The sequence below is a fragment of the Pseudomonas sp. BF-B-30 genome (assembly GCF_019956305.1).
Lineage (GTDB): Bacteria > Pseudomonadota > Gammaproteobacteria > Pseudomonadales > Pseudomonadaceae > Aquipseudomonas > Aquipseudomonas jessenii.
Genome location: NZ_JAHBDG010000066.1, coordinates 22,035 through 44,124, shown reverse-complemented (window position 1 = coordinate 44,124; position 22,090 = coordinate 22,035). Strand labels below are relative to the sequence as shown.

Annotated in this window: 18 protein-coding genes; 5 read left to right on the top strand and 13 right to left on the bottom strand. The window is 60.7% G+C overall.

Translation table 11 applies throughout. The annotated features are described in order from the left end of the window. Positions 1-196: 196 nt before the first annotated feature. The 5 genes from cobG to KGB29_RS24985 all read left to right on the top strand — a co-directional run bounded on the left by cobG (position 197) and on the right by KGB29_RS24985 (position 5,595). Positions 197-1,504, top strand: a complete 1,308-nt coding sequence (gene cobG / locus KGB29_RS25005; protein ID WP_154910395.1) for a precorrin-3B synthase — start codon at positions 197-199, stop codon at positions 1,502-1,504. Next, positions 1,497-2,123, top strand: coding sequence for a precorrin-8X methylmutase (locus tag KGB29_RS25000; RefSeq protein WP_057712171.1), 627 nt, complete (start codon positions 1,497-1,499; stop codon positions 2,121-2,123). The genes cobG and KGB29_RS25000 overlap by 8 nt, the downstream gene beginning before the upstream one ends. After that, positions 2,123-2,854, top strand: coding sequence for a precorrin-2 C(20)-methyltransferase (locus KGB29_RS24995; RefSeq protein WP_057716525.1), 732 nt, complete (start codon positions 2,123-2,125; stop codon positions 2,852-2,854). Before KGB29_RS25000 ends, KGB29_RS24995 begins: the two co-directional genes overlap by 1 nt. Continuing rightward, positions 2,854-4,563 carry a precorrin-3B C(17)-methyltransferase gene (cobJ, locus tag KGB29_RS24990; RefSeq protein WP_154910381.1) on the top strand — a complete coding sequence of 570 codons (1,710 nt, stop codon included), beginning with the start codon at positions 2,854-2,856 and terminating at the stop codon, positions 4,561-4,563. Before KGB29_RS24995 ends, cobJ begins: the two co-directional genes overlap by 1 nt. A gap of 186 nt (positions 4,564-4,749) precedes the next feature. Next, positions 4,750-5,595, top strand: a complete 846-nt coding sequence (locus KGB29_RS24985) for a hypothetical protein (protein WP_154910382.1) — start codon at positions 4,750-4,752, stop codon at positions 5,593-5,595. A gap of 206 nt (positions 5,596-5,801) precedes the next feature. Here KGB29_RS24985 and KGB29_RS24980 read toward each other — a convergent pair whose 3' ends face one another. The 13 genes from KGB29_RS24980 to KGB29_RS29025 all read right to left on the bottom strand — a co-directional run bounded on the left by KGB29_RS24980 (position 5,802) and on the right by KGB29_RS29025 (position 21,845). Then, positions 5,802-6,398, bottom strand: a complete 597-nt coding sequence (locus KGB29_RS24980; RefSeq protein WP_150813560.1) for a MarC family protein — start codon at positions 6,396-6,398, stop codon at positions 5,802-5,804. A gap of 65 nt (positions 6,399-6,463) precedes the next feature. Further along, positions 6,464-9,241, bottom strand: coding sequence for a hybrid sensor histidine kinase/response regulator (locus KGB29_RS24975; protein ID WP_154910383.1), 2,778 nt, complete (start codon positions 9,239-9,241; stop codon positions 6,464-6,466). Positions 9,242-9,341: 100 nt separating this feature from the next. Continuing rightward, positions 9,342-10,637: a phosphoribosylamine--glycine ligase gene (gene purD / locus KGB29_RS24970; protein WP_154910384.1), complete on the bottom strand. Its 1,296-nt coding sequence runs from the start codon at positions 10,635-10,637 to the stop codon at positions 9,342-9,344. A gap of 156 nt (positions 10,638-10,793) precedes the next feature. Continuing rightward, entirely contained in the window at positions 10,794-12,401 is a 1,608-nt protein-coding gene (gene purH / locus KGB29_RS24965; protein WP_102669203.1) for a bifunctional phosphoribosylaminoimidazolecarboxamide formyltransferase/IMP cyclohydrolase, read from the bottom strand. An 82-nt stretch (positions 12,402-12,483) separates the two neighbouring features. Then, positions 12,484-12,804: a DNA-binding transcriptional regulator Fis gene (gene fis / locus KGB29_RS24960; RefSeq protein WP_015093301.1), complete on the bottom strand. Its 321-nt coding sequence runs from the start codon at positions 12,802-12,804 to the stop codon at positions 12,484-12,486. Beyond that, the gene (gene dusB, locus KGB29_RS24955; protein ID WP_057712163.1) at positions 12,801-13,811 is read right to left on the bottom strand and encodes a tRNA dihydrouridine synthase DusB; all 1,011 of its coding nucleotides are present in this window, start codon (positions 13,809-13,811) and stop codon (positions 12,801-12,803) included. The genes fis and dusB overlap by 4 nt, the downstream gene beginning before the upstream one ends. 184 nt (positions 13,812-13,995) lie before the next feature. After that, entirely contained in the window at positions 13,996-15,249 is a 1,254-nt protein-coding gene (locus KGB29_RS24950) for a DUF3426 domain-containing protein (RefSeq protein ID WP_154910385.1), read from the bottom strand. A 30-nt stretch (positions 15,250-15,279) separates the two neighbouring features. Next, the gene (gene prmA / locus KGB29_RS24945; RefSeq protein ID WP_090452919.1) at positions 15,280-16,158 is read right to left on the bottom strand and encodes a 50S ribosomal protein L11 methyltransferase; all 879 of its coding nucleotides are present in this window, start codon (positions 16,156-16,158) and stop codon (positions 15,280-15,282) included. A gap of 253 nt (positions 16,159-16,411) precedes the next feature. Further along, positions 16,412-17,770, bottom strand: coding sequence for an acetyl-CoA carboxylase biotin carboxylase subunit (gene accC / locus KGB29_RS24940; RefSeq protein ID WP_057712161.1), 1,359 nt, complete (start codon positions 17,768-17,770; stop codon positions 16,412-16,414). A 17-nt stretch (positions 17,771-17,787) separates the two neighbouring features. After that, the gene (accB, locus tag KGB29_RS24935) at positions 17,788-18,252 is read right to left on the bottom strand and encodes an acetyl-CoA carboxylase biotin carboxyl carrier protein (protein ID WP_008053948.1); all 465 of its coding nucleotides are present in this window, start codon (positions 18,250-18,252) and stop codon (positions 17,788-17,790) included. A gap of 24 nt (positions 18,253-18,276) precedes the next feature. Next, entirely contained in the window at positions 18,277-18,732 is a 456-nt protein-coding gene (gene aroQ / locus KGB29_RS24930; protein ID WP_007971361.1) for a type II 3-dehydroquinate dehydratase, read from the bottom strand. 132 nt (positions 18,733-18,864) lie between these two features. Then, positions 18,865-20,610, bottom strand: coding sequence for a protein-disulfide reductase DsbD (locus KGB29_RS24925; protein ID WP_154861082.1), 1,746 nt, complete (start codon positions 20,608-20,610; stop codon positions 18,865-18,867). Between the two features lie 191 nt (positions 20,611-20,801). After that, positions 20,802-21,845 carry a methyl-accepting chemotaxis protein gene (locus KGB29_RS29025; RefSeq protein ID WP_411740519.1) on the bottom strand — a complete coding sequence of 348 codons (1,044 nt, stop codon included), beginning with the start codon at positions 21,843-21,845 and terminating at the stop codon, positions 20,802-20,804. Between the last annotated feature and the right edge of the window lie 245 nt (positions 21,846-22,090).

Below are 22,090 nucleotides of genomic sequence, written 5' to 3'. Positions count from 1 at the left end.
TGATTCTTGCTGTTAGCGTTTTTCACTGAGTGTTCAATCAGAACTTGCGATGGCGATTCAGTCTTGAGGCGAAAAGCCTGGGCTGGGGATCACGCGCTTTTCGTCGTCAACCTGCCAGGGCTTTTCATCAGGCCGGACAAAGCAGGCATAATGCTGTCCTTCGTCTTGTACCGGTCGTCCTGTGAAGTCACGTCAGATACCCAACCGCTTGCGCCCTTCCGCCTGTCCCGGGTTGTTGCGTGTCGTCCAGGCATTGGACGGTGGTATTTGCCGGATCAAACTCGACGGTGGCGCCATCCGTGCGCACCAGGCAATCGCTGTGGCCGATGCCTCCGAGCGATATGCCAGCGGAGCGATCGAGGCGACCAACCGGGCCAACCTGCAGATCCGCGGCATTGGCAACGAGCAAGCGGCATTGATCGACAGCCTGCTGGCCGCCGATCTGGGGCCGCGTACGGCGGCTGGCGACGATGTGCGCAACCTGATGCTCAGCCCCGGTGCCGGGATCGATCGGCGCATGCTGTTCGACACCCGCCCGCTGGCCGGGCAGATCCTCGCCACACTGCAAAACCAGGAAGCGTTCCACGACCTCAGTGCCAAGTTCGCCGTGCAGCTTGATGGCGGTGAAGACCTGACGATGCTCGAGCATCCCCATGACCTGTGGCTCTCGGCGTTTGAACAAGACGGCGAGCGACGGCTGGCGTTCGGTCTGGCGGGATGTCCGACGGACAGCCCCGCCGGTTCGGTTGCACTGGCTGACGGGCACGCGCTGGTAGTCGCGGTCCTTGAGTTGTTCCTTGAACTGGCGCGCCCCGAGCAGACGCGAATGCGCCATTTGCTGGCCGAGTACCCGATCGGGGGCATTGTGCTTCGACTGGCTGAGCGAGTGCCGCTGCAGGCCGTTATCGGTTGGCAACGGGTTTCGGGCTCCAGTGATTTGCACATGGGTGCCCATCCCCAGGCCGAGTCCGGTGTTGTCTATGTGGGAGCCGTCCCGCCGCTGGGGCGACTCGATCCGGCGATGCTGCGGGGTGTGGCACAACTGGCGCGGGAGTTCGGTGACTCCAGTCTGCGCTTCACGCCTTGGCAAAGCCTGCTGTTGCCCAATGTCCGCACGGAAAACGCCGCTGAGGTCATTCGGCAATTGCAATGTCTGGGCTTGCAGTGCGAAGCCGATCTGCCATTGTCCCGGTTGATCGCCTGCACCGGCTCAAACGGCTGCGGTAAAAGCCTGGCCGAGACCAAGGGTGATGCCTTGCAACTGGCGACATTGCTGCAACGTCACGGACAAACGCCGAGTGTCCATTTGAGCGGGTGCGCGCGCTCCTGCGCCGCCGCGCATACGGCGCCCGTCACATTACTGGCCGTCGCCCACGGTCACTACGACCTCTATTTTCGCGATGCAGCGCAGCCGGGTTTCGGCGCGCTGCACGCACGCAACCTTACTATTGAAGCGGTCGCGACCCTGCTCGACGCCCGCTCACGGAGCCCCCTTGATGCTTGATTACATCCGCGACGGTCAGGAGATCTATCGCAACTCCTTCGCGATCATTCGCGCCGAGGCCAACCTCGACCGAATCCCGGACGATCTGGAGAAACTCGCGGTCCGTGTCATTCACGCCTGCGGCATGGTCGAGGCCATCGACGGCCTGCAGTTTTCCGAAGGTGCGGGCAAGGCCGGGCGTGATGCGCTGGCGGCCGGCGCGCCGATTTTGTGCGATGCGCGGATGGTCTCCGAAGGCGTGACCCGTGCGCGGTTGCCGGCGAACAATCCGGTGATCTGCACCTTGCGCGACGAGAGTGTTCCGGAACTGGCTCGTGATTTGGGTAACACCCGCTCAGCCGCTGCGCTGGAACTGTGGCGCCCGCATCTGGAAGGCAGCGTGGTGGTCATCGGCAACGCTCCGACGGCACTGTTTTACTTGCTGGAAATGCTCGACGCCGGCGCGCCAAAACCGGCGCTGATCCTCGGTTTTCCGGTGGGCTTCGTCGGTGCCGCCGAATCCAAGGCCGCGCTGGCGGCTGACAGCCGTGGCGTGCCTTTTGTCATCATGCAGGGTCGCCTGGGCGGTAGCGCCATGGCCGCCGCCGCCGTCAATGCCCTCGCCACGGAGATCGAATGATGCAGCAACCTGGACGTTTGATCGGCCTCGGCGTCGGTCCCGGTGATCCGGAACTGATTACCGTCAAGGCCCTGCGCTTGCTGCGCGAATCCCCAGTGGTGGCGTACTTCGTGGCCAAGGGCAAGAAAGGCAACGCCTTCGGCATCATCGAGGCGCATCTGCAGGAAGCGCAGAATTTGTTGCCGCTGGTGTACCCGGTGACCACCGAAGCCTTGCCGGCACCGTTGTCCTACGAGCAAGTGATCAGCGACTTCTACGATGACGCAGCCGACGCACTGGCGACGCATCTCGATGCCGGTCGCGACGTGGCGGTGATCTGCGAGGGCGATCCGTTCTTCTACGGCTCCTACATGTACCTGCACGACCGACTCGCCGAGCGTTATCAGGCCGAAGTCGTGCCCGGTGTGTGCTCGATGCTCGGCGGGGCCTCGGTGCTCGGTGCGCCGCTGGTGTATCGCAATCAGAGTCTGTCGGTGTTGTCCGGTGTGTTGCCGCACGACGAACTCAAGCGTCGCCTGGCCGATGCCGATGCGGCGGTGATCATGAAGCTTGGGCGCAACTTTCCCAAGGTTCGCCAAGTGCTGGAAGAACTCGGCCTGGCCGAGCGCGCGTTGTACGTCGAGCGCGCGACCATGGCCAATCAGAAGATCGTGCCGCTGGATCAGGTCGAGCCGATGTCCTCGCCGTACTTCTCGTTGATCATCGTTCCTGGTGAAAGGTGGCAAGGCTGATGACCCGTCCAGTTCCGGCGATTGTCATTCTTGGCAATGGCAGCCTCGCCACCGCGCGTAGTATTCAGCAGGTGTATCCCGACGCCCTGATCCATGGCTTGGCCGAACGGGTCGAAGGCGCGGATCGGGTCTATCAGGAGTTCGGTGCGACCCTGCGCGAACTCTATCAACAGGGCACGCCGATCATTGCCCTGTGCGCGGCCGGGATCGTGATCCGCACGCTAGCGCCCTTGTTGCTGGAAAAAGGCGCCGAACCACCGGTGTTGGCGGTAGCCGAAGACGGTAGCGCAGTGGTTCCACTGCTGGGTGGTCTTGGTGGGGTAAATGTGATGGCGCGGGAGATTGCCGCCGCGCTGGAAGTCGCGGCGGCGATCACCACCAGCGGCGAGTTGCGTTTCGGCACGTGCCTGCTCAACCCGCCCAGTGGCTATGCCCTTGGTGATCTGGAGTTGGGCAAGCGTTTCGTTTCCGATTTGCTCGCTGGCGAAACGGTGCGCATTGAGGGTGAGGCTCCGTGGCTGGCGCAGGCGCAGTTGCCCGAAGATGCGCAGGCCCGACTGGCGGTGCATGTCAGTCATGCCGAACGGACACCCGCGGCCAACGAGTTGTTGATCTACCCGCGCAATGTGGTGGTCGCCGTGGACGCTGGCCTGGTGAACGTCGCGGGAGCGGTGCGCGAGGCATTGCATCAGGCAAGAATCGCCGTGCAGTCGCTGGCTTGCCTGTTGGCCGCCGATACCGAAATGGCCAGCGCGGCGTTGCGTGAGGCAGCGCTTGAATTGGGCGTGCCGTTGCGCTTTGCCCATGCAGGGAAGGTGCTTGGCGAGCGTCTGCGTACTGCCATGGGTCAGCCCGTTTCCATGCTTGGTAACGACACTGTTGCCATTGCGATAGCAGAGCAGCCGCTGGACCCGTTGCAGATCGGCCGTCCGCGTGGACGGCTGGCGGTGATCGGCCTTGGGCCGGGGGCTGCAGAACTGATGGTGCCGGCTGTGAAGGCTGAACTGGCCCGCGCCAACGATGTATTGGGCTATGAAACCTACGTGCGTATGGCCGGTCCGTTTCGCGACGATCAGGTGCTGCATTGCACCGACAACCGCGAAGAGATGCAGCGTGCCCGCCACGCTTTTGAACTGGCGGCCCAGGGGCGTTCGGTGGTGGTGGTTTCTTCAGGCGATCCCGGGGTTTTCGCCATGGCCGCGGCTGTGCTTGAGGCGCTGCACGAGTCCACCGACGTCCAGTGGCACAACGTCGATCTGGAAATTCTGCCGGGTGTTTCCGCCTCCCTGGCGACGGCTGCTCAGGCCGGTGCGCCGCTGGGTCATGATTTCTGTGTTCTGTCGCTATCGGACAACCTCAAACCCTGGTCGATCATTGAAAAACGTCTGGATCTGGCAGCGCAAGCTGATCTGGCAATGGCGTTCTACAATCCGATCTCACGTTCCCGACCTTGGCAATTGGGGCGTGCGCTGGAGATCGTCGCCCAACATCGCGCACCTGGAACGCCAGTCGTGCTAGGGCGTGATGTCGGACGCCCGGGGCAGACATTGCGCGTGACGACCCTCTCTCAATTGACTCCAGAACAGGTGGACATGCGGACCATGGTGTTGATTGGTTCATCCACGACTCGTGTGTTTCATCGTTCGCAAGGAGTGCCGTGGGTTTATACGCCGCGTAGTTATGGTGATAAATTAAGCGATATCAACTAGGTTAATATCAAGGTTCAGTGCAGTGTTGTTCGAGCCGAATGGCTCGACAATTGCTGCACGTTTGTGAAGGTTGATGGATGCTTACATATGTCGACATTTAATCGGGTTTGATGACGGAGTTGGAGTGGTTTAGATTCGTTTTGTCTCTGTTGGAGACTTAAACGAACTTAAAAGGAATTGTCCGATATGGAAGTCGTGGAAGGTTTTATTACTCACAAGCAATGCACCGAAATTGGGAAGGCGCGTCTTGCCAGGTCAAAGGCGTTGTTGAACAGTGTTCCTCGTGCAAAAGCATTAATGTCGACCACCTCGTCGAGTTCACTTAAGGCGTTGGGCGATTCAAGTCCTACCAGGGAACTGGATGCTTTGGTTTTGGGTAATACGCTCATTGGTTATGGCGACAATATTTCGCTTGAAAATATGACGATTATCGAAAATCTCATAAAGTTTTCGAAGTTGGAGGCCGATCGCGAGACTAAAGAGAGTCATAGCCCCGCCGCTTGGCACCGAGCCTTTCTCCAGTGTATGGAGGATATGGGGTGTTCTGTTCCCATCAACGCGAGCATCGAATACAAAAAGAGGTCTGGCAGCGGGACAATGAGGAATGTTGTCAGCACTATTATCCAAGCGGGCGTTGAAGCGGCAAAAGCTGCTATTCCTGGTGCAACCGTGTTAAGTGCCGTCGCAGACAGCACATTGTCGGCATTGGAAAAAGAGCCTGAGACAATCAAGGTTTTCAACTATGAAGTTACTAAGGCTAAGGGTGTGAAGCTGGCCTTGCTGCCTTGTGAACAAACGAAGAACGGATTGGTTATGGTTTCGTTTTCATCCGTTAATCATGTCGGAGATCAAGTGGGTGGTGGGGTTTTGTTTCTGGATTTGAAAATTGCAAGTCTCGATATTTACCAGGGCTCCAACTTTCTCGCCTTCAATCCTTCTGCTTACGCCGAAGTGAAAGATGATGTCGAATTTATCCTGGCGCAGAATCGGAAAGAAGTGTTGGCTAAAAGATTTGTGCGTCGCAGGCAGTGAATTCAATCAAGCCGGGTCAGAGGCTGATTGTCTCTGGTCTGTTTGAAACATGTAGGGATGTTGAGGGGGAAGGGTTACCCGGTTTGCGTCCATGGGGATTGCGAGGAGTACGAAGCAGACGCCGTACAGCGGTGAGGCACACGGCGACATCTGGATGCTTCGAGTCCTCTGGCCCCACGATTGGCCAGAATCGGAGTGCTTGATGTTCAAGGTACCAGGTAGCCCCTGACCCCAGTGAAGATGATCTGTGCCGCCAGTGCACACACGAACAACCCCATCAATCGGCTGACGATCTGTAACCCCTGGTCGCCGAGAATCCGTTCGATGCGGCTGGACAAGAACAGCACCACGCCCACGGTAAAACTGGCCAGGGCAATGCCGACAATGGCCGTGAGCTTGTCGTCCCAGTGCGGCTGGCTCACGCCCATCACCAGCAAGGCACCGATGGTGCCGGGGCCGACTGTCAGCGGGATGGTCAGTGGAACGATGGTGACATCCTGCTGCACATTGTCGGTCTGTACCGCCGATTTGCCTTGTGCCATGCCCAGCGCCGAGATGAACAGCACACTACCGGCACCGATACGAAAGGCGTCCACGGTAATGCCGAACACACTGAAAATCACTCGGCCGAACAAGTACAGCAGAACGCTGGAGACCAGGGTGGCGACCGCTACTTTCCAGGCCAGCCGACGCTGTTCCTTGCGCGAATAACCACGGGTCAGGCTGATGAAGCAGGACAACACGAAGAATGGGCTATAGAGCACCAGCATCTTCAGATAAACGCTGAACAACACATGGAGCATGGTGCCGGGCTCACTGGCGAGGGAAGTCGAGGGGGAGTCTATCAGGGGTTGCGACGTCTGTCGGCTCAGGACGTTGGGGTCGTCGTGCGTTTCTGCTGATCACGCTGGGCGACCCAGTGTTCGATCAGTTCGCGCAACTGCGACAGTTCCACCGGCTTGGCCATGTGTCCGTCCATGCCAGCCTGGCGCGCACGCTCTTTATGTTCGGCAAGGATATGGGCGGTCAACGCCACCACAGGGGTGCGAACCCGCTGGTTGCCGACTTCCCAGGCACGCAATTGCTGGGTGGCCGAGAAGCCGTCGAGGATCGGCATTTCGCAGTCCATCAGCACCAGGTCGTAACGCTGGGCTTTCATCGCCTGCAGGGCTTCTTCGCCGTTGCAGGCGGTATCCGGTTGCAGGTTGAGCTTGCTCAGCATGCCGCGGATCACCTTGGTCGAGATGCTGTTGTCTTCAGCCACCAGAATGCGGAAGTCGCAGGGGACCTTGACCGGCAGCATCGGGCCGATTGGCACGGGCTGGGTCGCGACGAGCCCTTTGTTGCGCTGAGTCAGTTCGTCGGCCAGAGTGGTCTTGAGGGTGTAGCCGGCAACCGGCTTGGCCAGGATGCGCTTGATCCCGGAGTTGCGCGCGATGATCTTGCTCGGTGCGTTGCTGATGCCGGTGAGCATGATCAGCAGGATGTCATGGTTCAGGCTCGGGTCTTCCTTGATCTTGGCCGCCAGTTGCATGCCGGTCATGCCGGGCATGTTCTGGTCCAGCAAGACTATATCGAAGTAATCGCGCAAATGAGCCTTGGTGCGCAGCAGAGCCAGCGCCTCCTTGCCGGAAGATGCGGCGCTGACGTTCAGGCCCCAGGCGCTGCATTGCTGCACCAGCACCTTGCGACAGGTGTCATTGTCATCCACCACCAATACCCGCGCACCTTGCAGCGGGCCGTCGAGGTCGGAGGTCGGGTGTTCGAGGCGATCCGGGTCCAGCGGCAGGGTCAGCCACAGGGTGCTGCCCTGGTTGTTGCCGCTCTTGATCCCGAATTCCCCCTGCATCAAGCGGATCAGCTGGCGGGCTATCACCAGCCCCAGGTTGCCGCCCAACTGGGTGGCCGAAAGAAAATGCCGGCTGTGCAGTTCGGCATGCATCAGGGCGTCGCGCTCTTCGGCGTCCATGGGCTCGCCGCTGTCCTGTACGGCGATACGCAGGCGTGGTTTGGTGTTGCGCTCGTCGAGCGCCACGACGATCAGGATTTCGCCTTCATCGGTTTTTTTCAGGGCGTTTTCAAGCAGGCTCAACAGCGTCTGGCGCAAGCGTGTCGGGTCACCGCTGATCACCCGCGGCACTTGCGGCTGGATGAAACTGATCAACTCGACGTTTTGCTGCTCGGCCTTGGCGCGGAAGATGCTCAGGCAGTCTTCGATCAGCGCGTTGAGGTCGAACTGCACGTCGTCCAGTTCAATCTGTCCGGACTCGAGTTTGGAAATGTCGAGAATTTCGTTGATCAGTGTCAGCAGTTCGTTGCCGGCGCTGTGGATCGTCTGTACGTAGTCGCGTTGCTTGACCGATAGCGGTGTGCCCAGCAGCAGTTCGGTCATGCCGAGGACGCCGTTCATCGGGGTTCGGATTTCATGGCTGATTTTCGCCAGGAACTCGGCTTTGGCGTTGATCTCGGCGTTGCTGGCCGCCAGGTCACGACTGATGCTGAAGCGGTCTTCGGTGATGCGTCGCTGGCGCTCGCTCAGTGCGATGCTCATCAACAGGCCGCTGATGCAGATGAACGCCAGCAATGTGGTGATCAGGCCATGGGGTTCGATCAGGGTCAGCCCCAACAGAGCAGGCAGGATGACCAGTGTCCCGAGGTTGAACACCACCATGGCCGCCACGAAGAGGCGAGCCGGGCGATAACCTTTTTGCCAGTGATAGGCGCTTATGAACAGCATGGTCAGGCCAGCCAGGGCGACCAGGCCGTAGGTAATGAAGTTCAGCGGCAAGGTATTGACGAACAGCAGCATCAGGCCGCAGGCGGTGATCAGCAGGACCTCGCCAAGCAGCAACCGGTTCAGCGGATGTGGCCCGAGCGGGGTGAAGAAACGATAGGCAAGCATCAGGCCGCAGGGTGCGGTCATTAATAATGCCAGGTAAGCCCCTGGCGTTTGCAGTGCATGCCAGTCCGGCAGCCAGGGGCCGGCGAGATTCAGCAACAACAGCAGACTGAGCATCAACAGCCCTTCGCATGTCGCCAACCAGAGGGCGCTGTGCGAGCGGGTGTAGGCGTAGCGGATGAGGTTGTGCAGGATCAGCATGGCGATGCAACCGAACAGCAGGCCATAAATCAGCGTCTGGTTCTGGTTGGCGGCCGAGATGATCGCTGACTGCAGGGTGATGTAGGGGCGTAACTGATGGTCGGAGGCCAGTCGCAGGTATACGTCGAGGGGGGTGTCGCTTTGCGGCAGGGCCAGCATGAAGTCGCTGCTGGGCAATGGTCGCTCGGATTGGGGGTGTTCGTTGCCCGTGCTGGATTGATCGATCAGCTTGTCGCCGTCCAGTACGTACATGTTGAACTGGCGCAGGTCAGGCGCGAACACGCGCAGCAACTGTTCATGTTTGCCCGGTGCAAGCCTGAATCGCAACCATAACGCGCCATCGGGTTCGGCGGCGGTAATGCGGTCGAGTTCGATAGGGCTGAATTGATTGGTGTAACGTGCGGAACGGATGTCGCTCAGTTGCAGGTCGCCCTGTTCGTCGAGCAATACCGCCCAGCCACTGCCTTGCGCGGCCTGGGCCGGTAGCATGCAGAGCAAGGTCAGCAAAGTGACGGTCAAGCTTATGGCAATCCTGAGCCAGCGCACGGCGAAATCCCTTCGTTAGGTTGATGCCAGAATATAACGATGCGCGGCGCCGGAATAGCCAGGCAATAAACGGTGTTCATTGCCTGGCGCGGTGTTTACCTTATTCCGGATTTTCGCCACGCTCGCGGGCAATGGCGCGGTAGCCAATGTCCTTGCGATAGAAGCAGCCTTCCCAGTCAATCGAAGCCGCGAGCTTGTAGGCCTGCTGCTGTGCAGCGTCAACGCTGGCACCCATGGCCGTTGCGCAAAGCACCCGACCGCCGGCCGTTACGACTTGACCGTCCTTGAGCGCAGTACCGGCGTGGAAGACTTTGCCTTCCAGTGCGGCGGCTGCATCCAGCCCCTTGATGGCCACGCCTTTGGCGTAGTCACCAGGATAGCCGCCAGCGGCAAGCACGATGCCGACGCTCGGGCGTGGATCCCATTGCGCTTCTACTTTGTCCAGCGCCTGGGCCAGAGCAGCCTCGACCAGCAGCACCAGGCTCGACTGCAGGCGCAGCATCACCGGTTGGGTCTCAGGGTCGCCGAAGCGGCAGTTGAATTCGATGACTTTTGGGTTACCAGCCTTGTCGATCATCAGACCGGCGTACAGGAAACCAGTGTAGACGTTGCCTTCCTCGGCCATACCGCGCACGGTCGGCCAGATCACCAGATCCATGACACGCTTGTGCACTTCGGCGGTGACCACTGGCGCCGGGGAGTAAGCACCCATGCCGCCGGTGTTTGGACCGGTGTCGCCGTCGCCGACGCGTTTGTGGTCCTGGCTGGTGGCCATCGGCAGGACGTTCTTGCCGTCGACCATGACGATGAAACTGGCTTCTTCGCCGTCCAGGAACTCTTCGATGACCACGCGCGAACCCGCATCGCCAAAGGCATTGCCCGCCAGCATGTCGCGCACGGCGTCTTCGGCTTCGGCCAGGGTCATGGCGACGATCACGCCTTTACCGGCGGCCAGGCCATCGGCCTTGATCACGATCGGAGCGCCTTTTTCACGCAGGTAAGCCAGGGCCGGCTCGATTTCGGTGAAGTTCTGGTAGTCGGCAGTCGGAATCTTGTGGCGAGCCAGGAAGTCCTTGGTGAAGGCTTTCGAGCCTTCCAGCTGCGCAGCGCCGGCGGTCGGACCGAAGCAGTCCAGGCCACGGCTGCGGAACAGGTCTACAACACCGGCAACCAGCGGCACTTCAGGGCCAACGATGGTCAGGGAAACGTTTTTCTCGGCAAAGTCTGCCAGTTGCTCAAGCGCCAGTACGTCGATGGCGACGTTCTCGCACTTGGCTTCGATGGCGGTACCGGCGTTCCCCGGAGCCACGAACACCTTCTGCACGCGCGGATCCTGAGCCACTTTCCAGGCCAGGGCGTGTTCACGGCCACCGCTGCCAATGATCAAAACATTCATTTCAAAAACCTCGGATGACGCTAATTCTGGAGGCGGCACTGGAGCCGCTTTTCTGTGGGAGCGGGCTTGCTCGCGAAAACGGTGTGTCAGTCAACATCAATGTCGCTGACAGATTGCATTCGCGAGCAAGCCCGCTCCCACAGTTGATCGTCGTACTTAGTGACGGAAGTGGCGCATGCCGGTAAAGACCATGGCGATGCCGGCTTCGTCGGCAGCTGCAATCACTTCAGCATCACGCATCGAGCCGCCTGGCTGGATCACGGCAGTCACGCCTGCCTTGGCCGCATTGTCCAGACCGTCGCGGAACGGGAAGAAGGCGTCGGAAGCCATCACCGAACCGGCTACCTGCAAACCGGCATGTTCCGCTTTGATAGCAGCAATACGCGCGGAGTTCACGCGGCTCATCTGGCCGGCGCCGACACCGATGGTCTGGCGATTCTTGGCGTAGACGATGGCGTTGGACTTCACGTACTTGGCAACTTTCCAGGCGAAGATCAGGTCATGGATTTCCTGCTCGCTCGGTGCGCGCTTGGTCACCACTTTCAGGTCGTCGGCGCCAATCATGCCGATGTCGCGGCTCTGTACCAGCAGGCCACCGTTGACGCGCTTGTAGTCCCAGGCGGCAGCGCGGTCAGCCGACCACTCGCCGCAGGCCAGCAGGCGTACGTTGGCTTTGGCAGCGACAATGGCGCGGGCCTCTTCGCTGACCGACGGAGCGATGATCACTTCGACGAACTGACGTTCGACGATGGCCTTGGCGGTCTCGGCGTCCAGTTCGCGGTTGAAGGCGATGATGCCGCCGAAGGCGGATTCGGTGTCGGTGGCGTAGGCCAGGTCGTAGGCCTTGCGGATGCCGCCTTCGGCATCAGGGCTGACAGCCACGCCGCACGGGTTGGCGTGCTTGACGATCACGCAAGCCGGCTTGACGAAGCTCTTCACGCATTCCAGCGCGGCGTCGGTGTCGGCCACGTTGTTGTACGACAGTTCCTTGCCTTGCAGCTGGGTCGCAGTGGCGATGCCAACTTCGGCAGGCTTGGCTTCAACATAGAACGCCGCGCTCTGGTGCGGGTTCTCGCCGTAGCGCATTTCCTGGGCCTTGATGAACTGGCTGTTGAAGGTGCGCGGGAACTCGCTGCGACCTTCGGTGCTCAGGGTGTCGGCCGACTGGTTCACGGTGCCCATGTAGTTGGCGATCATGCCGTCGTAGGCGGCGGTGTGCTCGAAGGCCTTGAGCATCAGGTCGAAACGCTGGGCGTAGGTCAGGCCACCGGCCTTGAGGTTTTCCAGGACGCTGGCGTAATCGCTGGCGTTGACCACGATGGCCACGTCCTTGTGGTTCTTGGCGGCGGAACGGACCATGGTCGGGCCGCCGATATCGATGTTTTCGATGGCGGTCGGCAGGTCGCAGCCTGGCTTGTTGATGGTGGCTTCGAACGGGTACAGGTTGACCGCTACCAGGTCGATCGGCTTGATGCCGTGCTCGTTCATGATGGCGTCGTCGATACCGCGACGACCAAGGATCCCGCCGTGGATTTTCGGGTGCAGGGTCTTCACCCGGCCGTCCATCATTTCCGCGAAGCCTGTGTAATCCGCGACTTCCACTGCGGCAACGCCGTTGTCCTGCAGCAGCTTGAACGTCCCGCCGGTGGAGAGGATCTCGACGCCCAGGGCTTCAAGCTCCTTGGCGAATTCGAGGATCCCGGTCTTGTCGGAAACGCTGATCAAGGCGCGGCGGATCGGCAGGCGGGTAGTCTGGTCGGTCATCTCAATTTCCATCAAAAGCAAAGGAAGTCAGCAAAAAAGGCGACCGGTTTTACGCGGGCGCCTTTCTGGTTTGATTGAATGCTTACAACAAATCGTACTGCTTGAGTTTCTTGCGCAGCGTGCCCCGGTTAAGCCCGAGCATCTCGCTGGCCTTGGTCTGGTTGCCCTTGACGTAGTTCATCACGCACTCGAGCAGGGGAGCCTCGACTTCGGAGAGCACCAGGTTGTACACATCCGTGACGGCAGCGCCCTCAAGGTGGGCGAAATAATTGTGCAGCGCCTTCTCGACACTCCCGCGAAGGGTCTGACCTTCTTCGCTTGGCGTATTGAGGTGCTGTTTCAAATTCACGTTGTCGCTCACGGGTGTTGTTCCACTCACTAAAGTCTCGGTCATCATCGTCATGCGGCCACCCACTCTCCGTCCCCTGTCAGGCTCTTGTAACGCTCGGCGAAAAACGCCCGAACGTTGGCGCATTGTGCATCCGTACCATCCAAACGATTGAAGTGGGCGCGAAACTCCCTGGCGCCCGGCAGGGTTGCGAGATACCAGCCCACATGCTTTCGAGCAATGCGTACGCCCATCACATCACCATAGAAGGCGTGCAGGGCAGCCAGATGCTCTAGCAGAATGCGTTCCACCTCGATCAGTTCCAGCGCCGGGAGTTTCTCGCCGGTACGCAGGAAATGGTCGATCTCGCGAAAAATCCATGGCCGCCCCTGGGCAGCCCGGCCAATCAACAGGCCATCGGCACCGGTCGCGTCGAGCACGTACCGGGCTTTTTCTGGCGAATCGATATCGCCATTGGCGAAGACCGGAATCGACACCGCCTGCTTGATTGCGGCAATGGTGTCGTACTCGGCTTCACCGGTGTACAGGTCGGCACGGGTGCGGCCATGCACCGCCAGCGCCGTAATGCCTGCCTGTTCGGCGATCTTCGCCACCGTCAGGCCGTTCTTGTTGTCCCGGTCCCAACCGGTCCGGATCTTCAGGGTAACCGGCACATCGACCGCAGCCACGACGGCCTGCAGGATCTCGGTTACCAGGGGTTCATCCTTCAACAGTGCGGAACCGGCAGCCTTGTTGCAGACTTTTTTTGCCGGACAGCCCATGTTGATATCAATGATCTGCGCACCCATTTCAACGTTGGCACGGGCGGCGTCCGCCAGCATCTGCGCGTCCCCACCGGCGATCTGTACCGAGCGTGGCTCGGGATCACCTTCGTGGATCATGCGCATGCGCGACTTGCGGGTGTTCCACAAACTCATGTCGCTGGTGACCATTTCCGAGACGACCAGTCCCGCGCCCAAGCGCTTGCACAGCTGACGAAAGGGCTGGTCGGTGACACCCGCCATGGGGGCGAGAATCAAGCTGTTATGTAATGTGTATGGGCCGATGCGTACCGCCGACATAGGACTTCCCTGTTGTGGGGCCGGATCATGAGAGTTCGAAAAAGGGTTGGCATGATACCCGCTCTCGATGACTGGATAAAGGCTGAATTGAACAAATTCTGAACAGTTATTCTGTTATTACCCGTGGTTTGGTTTGCCTGGAGCAGTCAGAAAGCCGGCGTTAATCCGGGAGTAATGAAGCGTTTCACTCCGGAGAGTGGAAGCTCAGACTGTAGTTCACGGCCTTGGCACCTGGGTCGAGAATGTCCAGGGCGATGTGGATCGGCGTTTGCGGAGGCATCTCCGCCATGCCTTCGAGATCGCCATTGAGGTACTCGCCAGGCTTGAAGCGACGACTGGCGATCAGATGGCCATTGAGGTCGGCGAAACGCAGTTCCAGCAGCGGGAAGGGCTGGGAGAAGGGCGCGCGGTTATAGATGATCGCATCGACCACCAGGGCGCCATTGAACTCGGGGTGGCTGCGCACCACCAGATTGCTGCTTTTGATTTTCGCGATGTCGACTTTGGAGGGCACGGTGCAGCCGATTTGCGGGCACAGTTGCTGGAACCACGGGCGATATTGATCCTGTCGCGCCAGTTCGTCGAAATGGTAGGCGATGTACTGGCCGGCGAGGGCGCCAGCGGCAATCAGCACCAGCAGCAACCACAACAGCCGTCGGCCCCAAGGTGAACGGCGTTTTTGCCAGTCCAGTTGCAGCGGGTCGTCGGTCAGGTCTTGCAGCGCTTCGGCGCGTACGCCCGGTTCGCTGCGTTCGCGTCGCTTGCGCAGCGGTTCTATCGAGGGCAGGTTGTCGTCGATTTCGCTCTCGTCGGCGGCCGACAGGCGTTCGTGGTTCAGCGGCGCATCAAGAGGGTCGTGCAATCGCAAATGGGGTGGTTGCGATTCGTCGTCGAGATCAACCGGTTCCAGGGACAGCGAAGGTTCGGTGCGTGAGGTTTTGCTCGTTTCGACCGTCGGCTCTGGTGTTTCAAGGCTGTCGAGCGGTTCGTCGACTGGCGCACGATCGGCCGCCGACGCGCTGAACAGGCTGTCGGACCACGGCTCCTCGTCGTCCTGCCCGGCGCTGTCGCGACGGGCGCTCAGCGAGTCGTCGCGATGGCGGCCGAGTTCGGTGGCCGGCTGGATTTCCCGCTGTTCGAGCCGGGCGAGTTCTTCGTCGAGGTCGAGACTGTCCAGGTCCAGTTCGGTCGCGCTCCATTGCTTTTGGCTGATGGCGCGCGGTGGCGATGGCTCAAGGGGCTCCTCAGGCTGCACAGGCGGGAGCGGCGTCGCGACCGGTGCTTCCTTGCCGGCCTGCTCAAGCAACTGCCTGGCGGCATTGAATACCTGCAAGCAGGAGCCGCAACGAACCACCCCGCGAGCCACGCTCAACTGGGCATGGCTGACGCGGAAGCTGGTTTGGCAATGCGGGCACTGGGTGACGAAGCTGTCGGTCATGCGGCGATCCGGATTATGCAGGCGATCATTCTAGCGCCGACGGCCAGTGATGCGCACCCAGCCATCGCGATTGGCGATCGGGTCCAGATCGAAGTCCCTGGCGTAGGCGGCAGCGACTTCGTCACCCTGTTCGGCGAGGATGCCCGACAGCGCCAGGCGACCGCCCGACTTGACCAGGCCCGACAGCTGCGGCGCCAGGGAAACCAGCGGGCCGGCGAGAATGTTGGCCACCAGCACATCGGCTTGAACCTGTGGCAAATCTTCCGGCAGATACAGTGGGAACAATTCATCAGCGATGTTATTGCGCCCGGCGTTGTCGCGGGACGCTTCCAGCGCCTGCACGTCGATGTCGGTACCCACGGCCTCCTTGGCGCCCAGCAGCAGGGCGGCAATCGCCAGAATCCCCGAGCCGCAGCCGAAGTCCAGCACGTTGCAGTCTTTCAGGTCCTGGCCGTCGAGCCATTCCAGGCACAGTGCGGTGGTCGGGTGGGTGCCGGTGCCGAACGCCAGGCCCGGGTCCAGCAGCAAATTCACTGCATCAGGCTCCGGCGCGGCGTGCCAGCTCGGCACGATCCACAGGCGCTGGCCGAAACGCATTGGCTGGAATCCGTCCATCCAGCTGCGTTCCCAGTCCTGGTCTTCGATCACTTCGCTGTGGTGCTCGGGAAGCGGGCTGCCGGTCAACAGCTCCAGATGGGCCAATACCGGGCCTGGCTCGGTGCCGCCTTCGAACAAGGCCAGCAGGTGCGTGTGGGACCACAGCGGCGTGGTGTTGAGTTCCGGCTCGAAGATCGGCTGATCTTCGGCATCCATGAAGGTCACCGATACGGCGCCCACTTCAAGGAAAGCGTCTTCATAGGTTTCGGCTTGTTCTGGGCTGATGGCGAGACGGACTTGCAGCCAAGGCATGGCGGGCACCTTTGAAAAATATTGATTGCAGCCTAGCGGGCTGCGAGAAGCGCGCAAGTTTACGCGAGCGCGGGGCTTTTGTGGGAGTCCACTGTGCCTGTGGGAGCGGGCTTGCTCGCGAAAGCGGTATGCCAGTCAATAAATGTTTGCCTGACACACCCTCTTCGCGAGCAAGCCCGCTCCCACAGGGGGGGGTGAAACCTTTAGAAACAACAAAGCCGCCCGAAGGCGGCTTTGTTGATCGGGTCGAAGCTTAGTGCTTCTCGCCAGCCAGCTTGTGCTCGAGGTAGTGAATGTTCACGCCCCCTTTGCAGAAGCCTTCATCGCGGGTCAGGTCGCGGTGCAGCGGGATGTTGGTCTTGATCCCGTCGACCACGATTTCGTCCAGCGCATTGCGCATGCGCGCCATGGCTTCGTCGCGGGTTGCGCCGTAGGTGATCAGCTTGCCGATCAACGAATCGTAGTTCGGCGGAACCGCATAGCCACTGTACAGGTGCGAGTCGACGCGAACGCCGTTGCCGCCTGGAGCGTGGAAATGCTTGACCGTGCCCGGGCTCGGCATGAAGGTTTTCGGGTCTTCGGCGTTGATCCGGCATTCCAGCGCGTGACCGCGGATGACCACGTCATCCTGGGTGAACGACAGCTTGTTGCCGGCGGCGATGCTGAGCATCTCCTTGACGATGTCGATGCCGGTGACCATTTCCGAAACCGGGTGCTCTACCTGGACACGAGTGTTCATCTCGATGAAGTAGAAGCGGCCGTTTTCGTACAGGAACTCGAAAGTGCCTGCGCCACGGTAGCCGATATCGATGCAAGCCCTGACGCAGCGTGCGAGTACTTCCTCACGTGCGTTTTCGTCGATACCCGGTGCCGGCGCTTCTTCAAGAACCTTCTGGTGACGACGTTGCAGCGAGCAGTCGCGGTCGCCCAGATGGATGGCCTGGCCCTGGCCATCGGAAAGGACCTGGACTTCCACGTGACGTGGGTTGGTCAGGAATTTTTCCAGATAGACCATCGGGTTGCCGAACGCCGCGCCTGCTTCGGAGCGGGTCAGTTTCGCCGAGGCAATCAGGTCTTCTTCCTTGTGCACAACGCGCATGCCGCGACCACCGCCGCCGCCAGCGGCCTTGATGATCACCGGGTAACCGACTTCGCGACCAATGCGCAGAGCGGTTTCTTCGTCTTCCGGCAGCGGGCCGTCAGAACCCGGAACAGTCGGTACGCCGGCAGCGATCATGGCGTGCTTGGCCGATACCTTGTCGCCCATCAGGCGAATGGTTTCGGCTTTCGGGCCAATGAACGCAAAGCCGGATTTCTCGACCTGCTCGGCGAAGTCGGCGTTTTCCGCAAGGAAGCCGTAGCCCGGGTGAATGGCGGTGGCGCCAGTCACTTCGGCCGCGGCAATGATTGCCGGAATGTGCAGGTAGGAGTGGGCGGCCGATGCCGGACCGATGCAGACGGATTCGTCTGCCAGGCCCAGGTGCATCAGTTCCTTGTCAGCCTTGGAGTAAACGGCGACGGTCTTGATGCCCATCTCTTTGCAGGCGCGCAGGATCCGCAGGGCGATCTCACCGCGGTTGGCGATCAGAACTTTTTCCAACTTCGCAGTCATCAAAGGCTCTCCGCGGTTCAAACGATGGTGAACAGCGGTTGGTCGTACTCAACCGGCTGGCCGTCTTCGACGAGGATGGATTCGATCACACCGCTGGTTTCAGCTTCGATGTGGTTCATCATCTTCATGGCTTCAACGATGCACAGGGTGTCGCCTTTCTTCACGGTCTGGCCGACTTCTACGAAGGACGGCGAGGTTGGCGAAGACTTGCGATAGAACGTACCGACCATCGGCGAACGGGCAACGGTGCCGTTCAGTGCTGGCGCGGCGGCGGCAGCAGGTGCGGCAGCGGCAACCGGAGCGGCGGCAGCGACAGGCGCGGCAGCCGGAGCATGCATTGGAGCTGGCGCGTAGTACTGCTGAGCCGGGGTCTTGCTATGACGGCTGATGCGTACGGACTCTTCGCCTTCCTTGATCTCGAGCTCGTCGATGCCGGACTCTTCCAGCAATTCGATCAGTTTCTTAACTTTACGGATATCCATGAATCATCAACTCCCAAGGGTCGGTCAGGGGCGGTTAACTTGTTGTTCAAGCTGTTCCAGGGCGGCCTCCAGGGCCAGTCGATAACCGCTGGCGCCAAGGCCGCAGATCACTCCCACCGCTACGTCGGAGAAGTAAGAGTGATGGCGGAAAGGTTCGCGTTTGTGCACGTTAGACAAATGCACTTCGATGAATGGGATGCTCACCGCCAGCAGCGCGTCACGTAATGCGACACTTGTATGTGTAAAAGCTGCTGGGTTGATCAGAATGAAGTCCACGCCTTCACTGCGGGCAGCGTGGATGCGGTCGATCAATTCGTACTCGGCGTTGCTTTGCAGGTGCAGCAAATGGTGACCGGCTTCGCGGGCACGGCGTTCCAGGTCCTGGTTGATCTGCGCCAGCGTCGTGGCGCCGTAGGTGCCCGGTTCGCGAGTGCCGAGCAGGTTCAGGTTGGGTCCGTGCAGAACGAGTAACGTCGCCATCGGCGGTTCCTATGTTATCTGTGAGCAATTGTCAGAACCCGGCGACTATGCCGCAAAGCCTTTGTGACTGTCCAGTTCTCTGCAATAGCCAGCACGATGACCGATGTTTGCGCGAAATATATGACTGCTTGATTAAAATTGGTCATTCGCCCTGGTTACACGTTCGGCGAAGTCCCTGGCGTTGATCTCGCCGATCACCCGCACATCGGCGCGTTCGACACCGTCCTTGCCGAAAAACATCAGGGCCGGGGGGCCGAACAACTGGTAGCGATCGAGCAGGGCGCGTTGCTCGGCGTTGCTGGCGGTGATGTCGAAGCGGATCAGCCGGTAACCCTTGAGGCGTTCGATGACGACAGGGTCATCCAGTACCTCGCGCTCGATGACCTTGCAGCTGATGCACCAGTCGGCGTACCAGTCGAGCAGCAGCGGTGTGCCGGACGACCGGGCCTCAGCGAGCACGCGGTCCAGATCGGCGGAAGTGCTGACGGTTTGCCAGGTGCTGGTGTTTTGCGCGGGTCCGTTGTTGTCAGCGATACGGGGCTGGCCGATCGGGTTGAACGGATCGGTCTGGCCGCTGAAGGCGCCATACCAGCAGGCCAGTGCGTAAAACAGCAGGAACATGCCGAACAATTGCCCCAGGCGTTTGCGTGGTGGTTTATAGACGAACTCCAGCGCACCCATGAACAAGCCGACACCGCCGGCCAGCAAGCCGATCAGCAGCAAGGTGACCTGGCCCGGCAAGACGCGGCCGAGCAGGCCAACGGCCAACCCGAGCAACAACACACCAATCGCGTTTTTCACGTAGACCAGCCACGGACCGCTCTTCGGCAGCCAGGCTGCGCCACCGGTGGCCACCAGCAACAGCGGCGCGCCCATGCCGAGGCCGAGCACGAACAGTTTCAAGCCGCCGCCCAGCGCATCGCCACTGGCGCTGATGTACAGCAGCGCCCCGGCCAATGGCGCCGAAACGCAGGGTGAAACCAGCAAGCTGGAGACCACGCCCAACACCGCGGCGCCCCACAGTGACCCGCCTTCGGTGCGGCCGGCGATGCGGTCCAGGCGACTGCTGATGGCATGCGGCAGCTTGAGTTCGAAGACGCCGAACATCGCCAAGGCAAACACTGCAAAAAACATCGCGAACGGCACCAGCACCCAGGCCGATTGCAGCCGCGCCTGTAGATTGAGCTGGGCGCCGAACAGGCCCATCAGGGCGCCGAGCAGGGCAAAACAGGCGGCCATCGGCAGCACATAGGCCAGTGAAAGATTGAAACCGCGCCAGCCACCGACCTGACCGCGCAGCACCACCCCGGAAAGGATCGGCAGCATGGGCAGCACGCATGGCGTGAACGTCAGGCCCAGGCCGGCGAGGAAAAACAAGGCCAGTTCGCGCCAGCTCCATTGATAAGCCGTCGCCGGAGCGCCGCTGCCGTCGATGCTCAGGCGCTCGGTTTCCGGCGGATAGCACAGGCCTTTGTCAGCGCATCCCTGATAGGTCACGACCAGGGTGAAGGCGCGTTGGTCGGTGCGCGGCAATTCGATGTCGAGAATGCCGTGGTAGACCTCGACATCGCCGAAGTATTCATCGTGCTTTTTCTGGCCGTTGGGCAGTTTCGCCGCGCCGAGGAGGATATCGGCCGGATCGGCGCGAAATTGAAAGCGGTGGCGGTAGAGGTAATAACCTTCGGCGGCGACGAAACGCAACTTGATCGATTGCGGCGTGCTGTCAACCAGACTCAGCTGGAAAGCTTCGCGCACCGGCAGGAAGTCGGCGCTGTTGTTGATCGAGCCCAGGCTTGAGCTGGGTCGGTTCTCCAGCAAACCAGTGGCGCTGGCCGGCAGGACGAACACTAAAAACAACAGGCAGAGCAAGCGGCGCATGACGATCTCGCGTATCGGAATTGGGGGGATGATAGCGGACAGTTGCAGGGTGTGCAGCGGGGGAGCTTTGTGGTGAATGTTCTGATGCCTTCGCGAGCAAGCCCGCTCCCACATTTGATCTCTGGTGTTCACAAATGATGTGCACACAACAGAACCAATGTGGGAGCGGGCTTGCTCGCGAAAGCAATCTATCAGACGCGGAAGGCCTGCACGGCTGTATGCAATCGACCACCCAACACCAGAAGATTTTCTCCCTGTTCACGGCCTTCGCCGATACGCAGCAGGTTATCCCCTCCCAACTGATGAATACGCTCACTGTGGTCACGGATTTCGCTGACAGCACCGCTTTGCTGGGCGGTGACATCGGCGATGCGTACCGCTGTGTCGGAAATGGTCTGGATCGCCCCGACGATTTTATCCAGCGCGCCATCAGCGGCCTGGGCCTGGCTGGCCGTGGCTTCGGCGTGTTCGACCTGGGCTCGCATGCCCTCCACCGATTGCCGCGCGGCGGTTTGCAGCCCTGCGATCAGCGTCTGGATTTCTGCGGTGGCCCCGGCGGTACGTTGCGCCAGTGAGCGCACCTCTTCGGCCACCACCGCAAAGCCTCGACCCATTTCCCCGGCCCGGGCCGCCTCAATGGCGGCGTTCAAGGCCAGCAGGTTGGTCTGGTCGGCAATCGAGCGGATCACCGTCAACACGCCGCCGATGGTGGCCGACTCTTCGGCCAGGTGTTCGATCATTTGCGCATTGCCTTGCACTTCATCCACCAGCGCATGCAGGCCGGTGAGGCTCAGACCGATGACTTTCTGTCCGTGCTCCACGGCCAGGCCGGCGTGGCGGCTGGCTTCGGCGGCCTGGCTGGCGTCGCCGGCGACTTGTTGAATGGTCGCTTCCAGTTCGCTGAGGGAGTCGCGGATCAGTGCCGTATCACCGGCCTGATGCTCGGCACCTTCATGCAGGTCGTTGCTCAGGTCGGCCAGGGTGCGGCTGCTGCCGGCCACCTGTTCGGCATTGCGGCGAATGGTCCCCACCAGGTCCACCAGATAAGCGCGCAAGCGGTTGAGGGAGGCTTCAATGTCATGCAATTCGCGGTTGGTGTTGCCCAGTTGAATGTCGCGGCTGAAGTCACCTTCGGCCCAGGTCGAGAGGGCCGGGGCGAGGTTGGTCAGGGTCCGGGCGAGTTTGCGTTGCAGGGTGTCGATCAGCAATGCGATCAACAGAATCAAGCCGATCATCACGCCTTGCATCAGCCGTACTTCACCCTGGATCTGCCCGTGCTGGGCGCGCACCACCGGTTCCATCCCGGCAATGGCCTGTTGCACGTCGGCGATTTTCAGGTGGGTCGCCGCGCTGAGGTCGGCGCGCTTGCGGATTTGATCGCGAGTGCGCGAGAGCTCGGCCGGATAGCGGATGAGCAGGCTGTTGAGCTCGCGCTTCAGGCCGACGCCGGCATCTTCGGTGACGGTTTTTTCCGTGTTCT

Excerpts from the sequence above, each read along its gene's own strand:
- KGB29_RS24980 (WP_150813560.1), bottom strand. The coding sequence starts at position 6,398 with ATGCTCCATGTGTTGTTCAGCGTTTATCTGAAGATGCTGGTGCTCTAT.
- aroQ (WP_007971361.1), bottom strand. The coding sequence starts at position 18,732 with ATGGCGACGTTACTCGTTCTGCACGGACCCAACCTGAACCTGCTCGGC.
- purH (WP_102669203.1), bottom strand. The coding sequence starts at position 12,401 with ATGACCGACCAGACTACCCGCCTGCCGATCCGCCGCGCCTTGATCAGC.
- KGB29_RS24985 (WP_154910382.1), top strand. The coding sequence starts at position 4,750 with ATGGAAGTCGTGGAAGGTTTTATTACTCACAAGCAATGCACCGAAATT.
- accC (WP_057712161.1), bottom strand. The coding sequence starts at position 17,770 with ATGACTGCGAAGTTGGAAAAAGTTCTGATCGCCAACCGCGGTGAGATC.
- KGB29_RS25000 (WP_057712171.1), top strand. The coding sequence starts at position 1,497 with ATGCTTGATTACATCCGCGACGGTCAGGAGATCTATCGCAACTCCTTC.
- purD (WP_154910384.1), bottom strand. The coding sequence starts at position 10,637 with ATGAATGTTTTGATCATTGGCAGCGGTGGCCGTGAACACGCCCTGGCC.
- cobJ (WP_154910381.1), top strand. The coding sequence starts at position 2,854 with ATGACCCGTCCAGTTCCGGCGATTGTCATTCTTGGCAATGGCAGCCTC.
- KGB29_RS24995 (WP_057716525.1), top strand. The coding sequence starts at position 2,123 with ATGCAGCAACCTGGACGTTTGATCGGCCTCGGCGTCGGTCCCGGTGAT.
- fis (WP_015093301.1), bottom strand. The coding sequence starts at position 12,804 with ATGACGATGATGACCGAGACTTTAGTGAGTGGAACAACACCCGTGAGC.
- KGB29_RS24925 (WP_154861082.1), bottom strand. The coding sequence starts at position 20,610 with ATGCGCCGCTTGCTCTGCCTGTTGTTTTTAGTGTTCGTCCTGCCGGCC.
- prmA (WP_090452919.1), bottom strand. The coding sequence starts at position 16,158 with ATGCCTTGGCTGCAAGTCCGTCTCGCCATCAGCCCAGAACAAGCCGAA.
- KGB29_RS29025 (WP_411740519.1), bottom strand. The coding sequence starts at position 21,845 with ATGATCGGCTTGATTCTGTTGATCGCATTGCTGATCGACACCCTGCAA.
- dusB (WP_057712163.1), bottom strand. The coding sequence starts at position 13,811 with ATGTCGGCGGTACGCATCGGCCCATACACATTACATAACAGCTTGATT.
- KGB29_RS24950 (WP_154910385.1), bottom strand. The coding sequence starts at position 15,249 with ATGACCGACAGCTTCGTCACCCAGTGCCCGCATTGCCAAACCAGCTTC.
- accB (WP_008053948.1), bottom strand. The coding sequence starts at position 18,252 with ATGGATATCCGTAAAGTTAAGAAACTGATCGAATTGCTGGAAGAGTCC.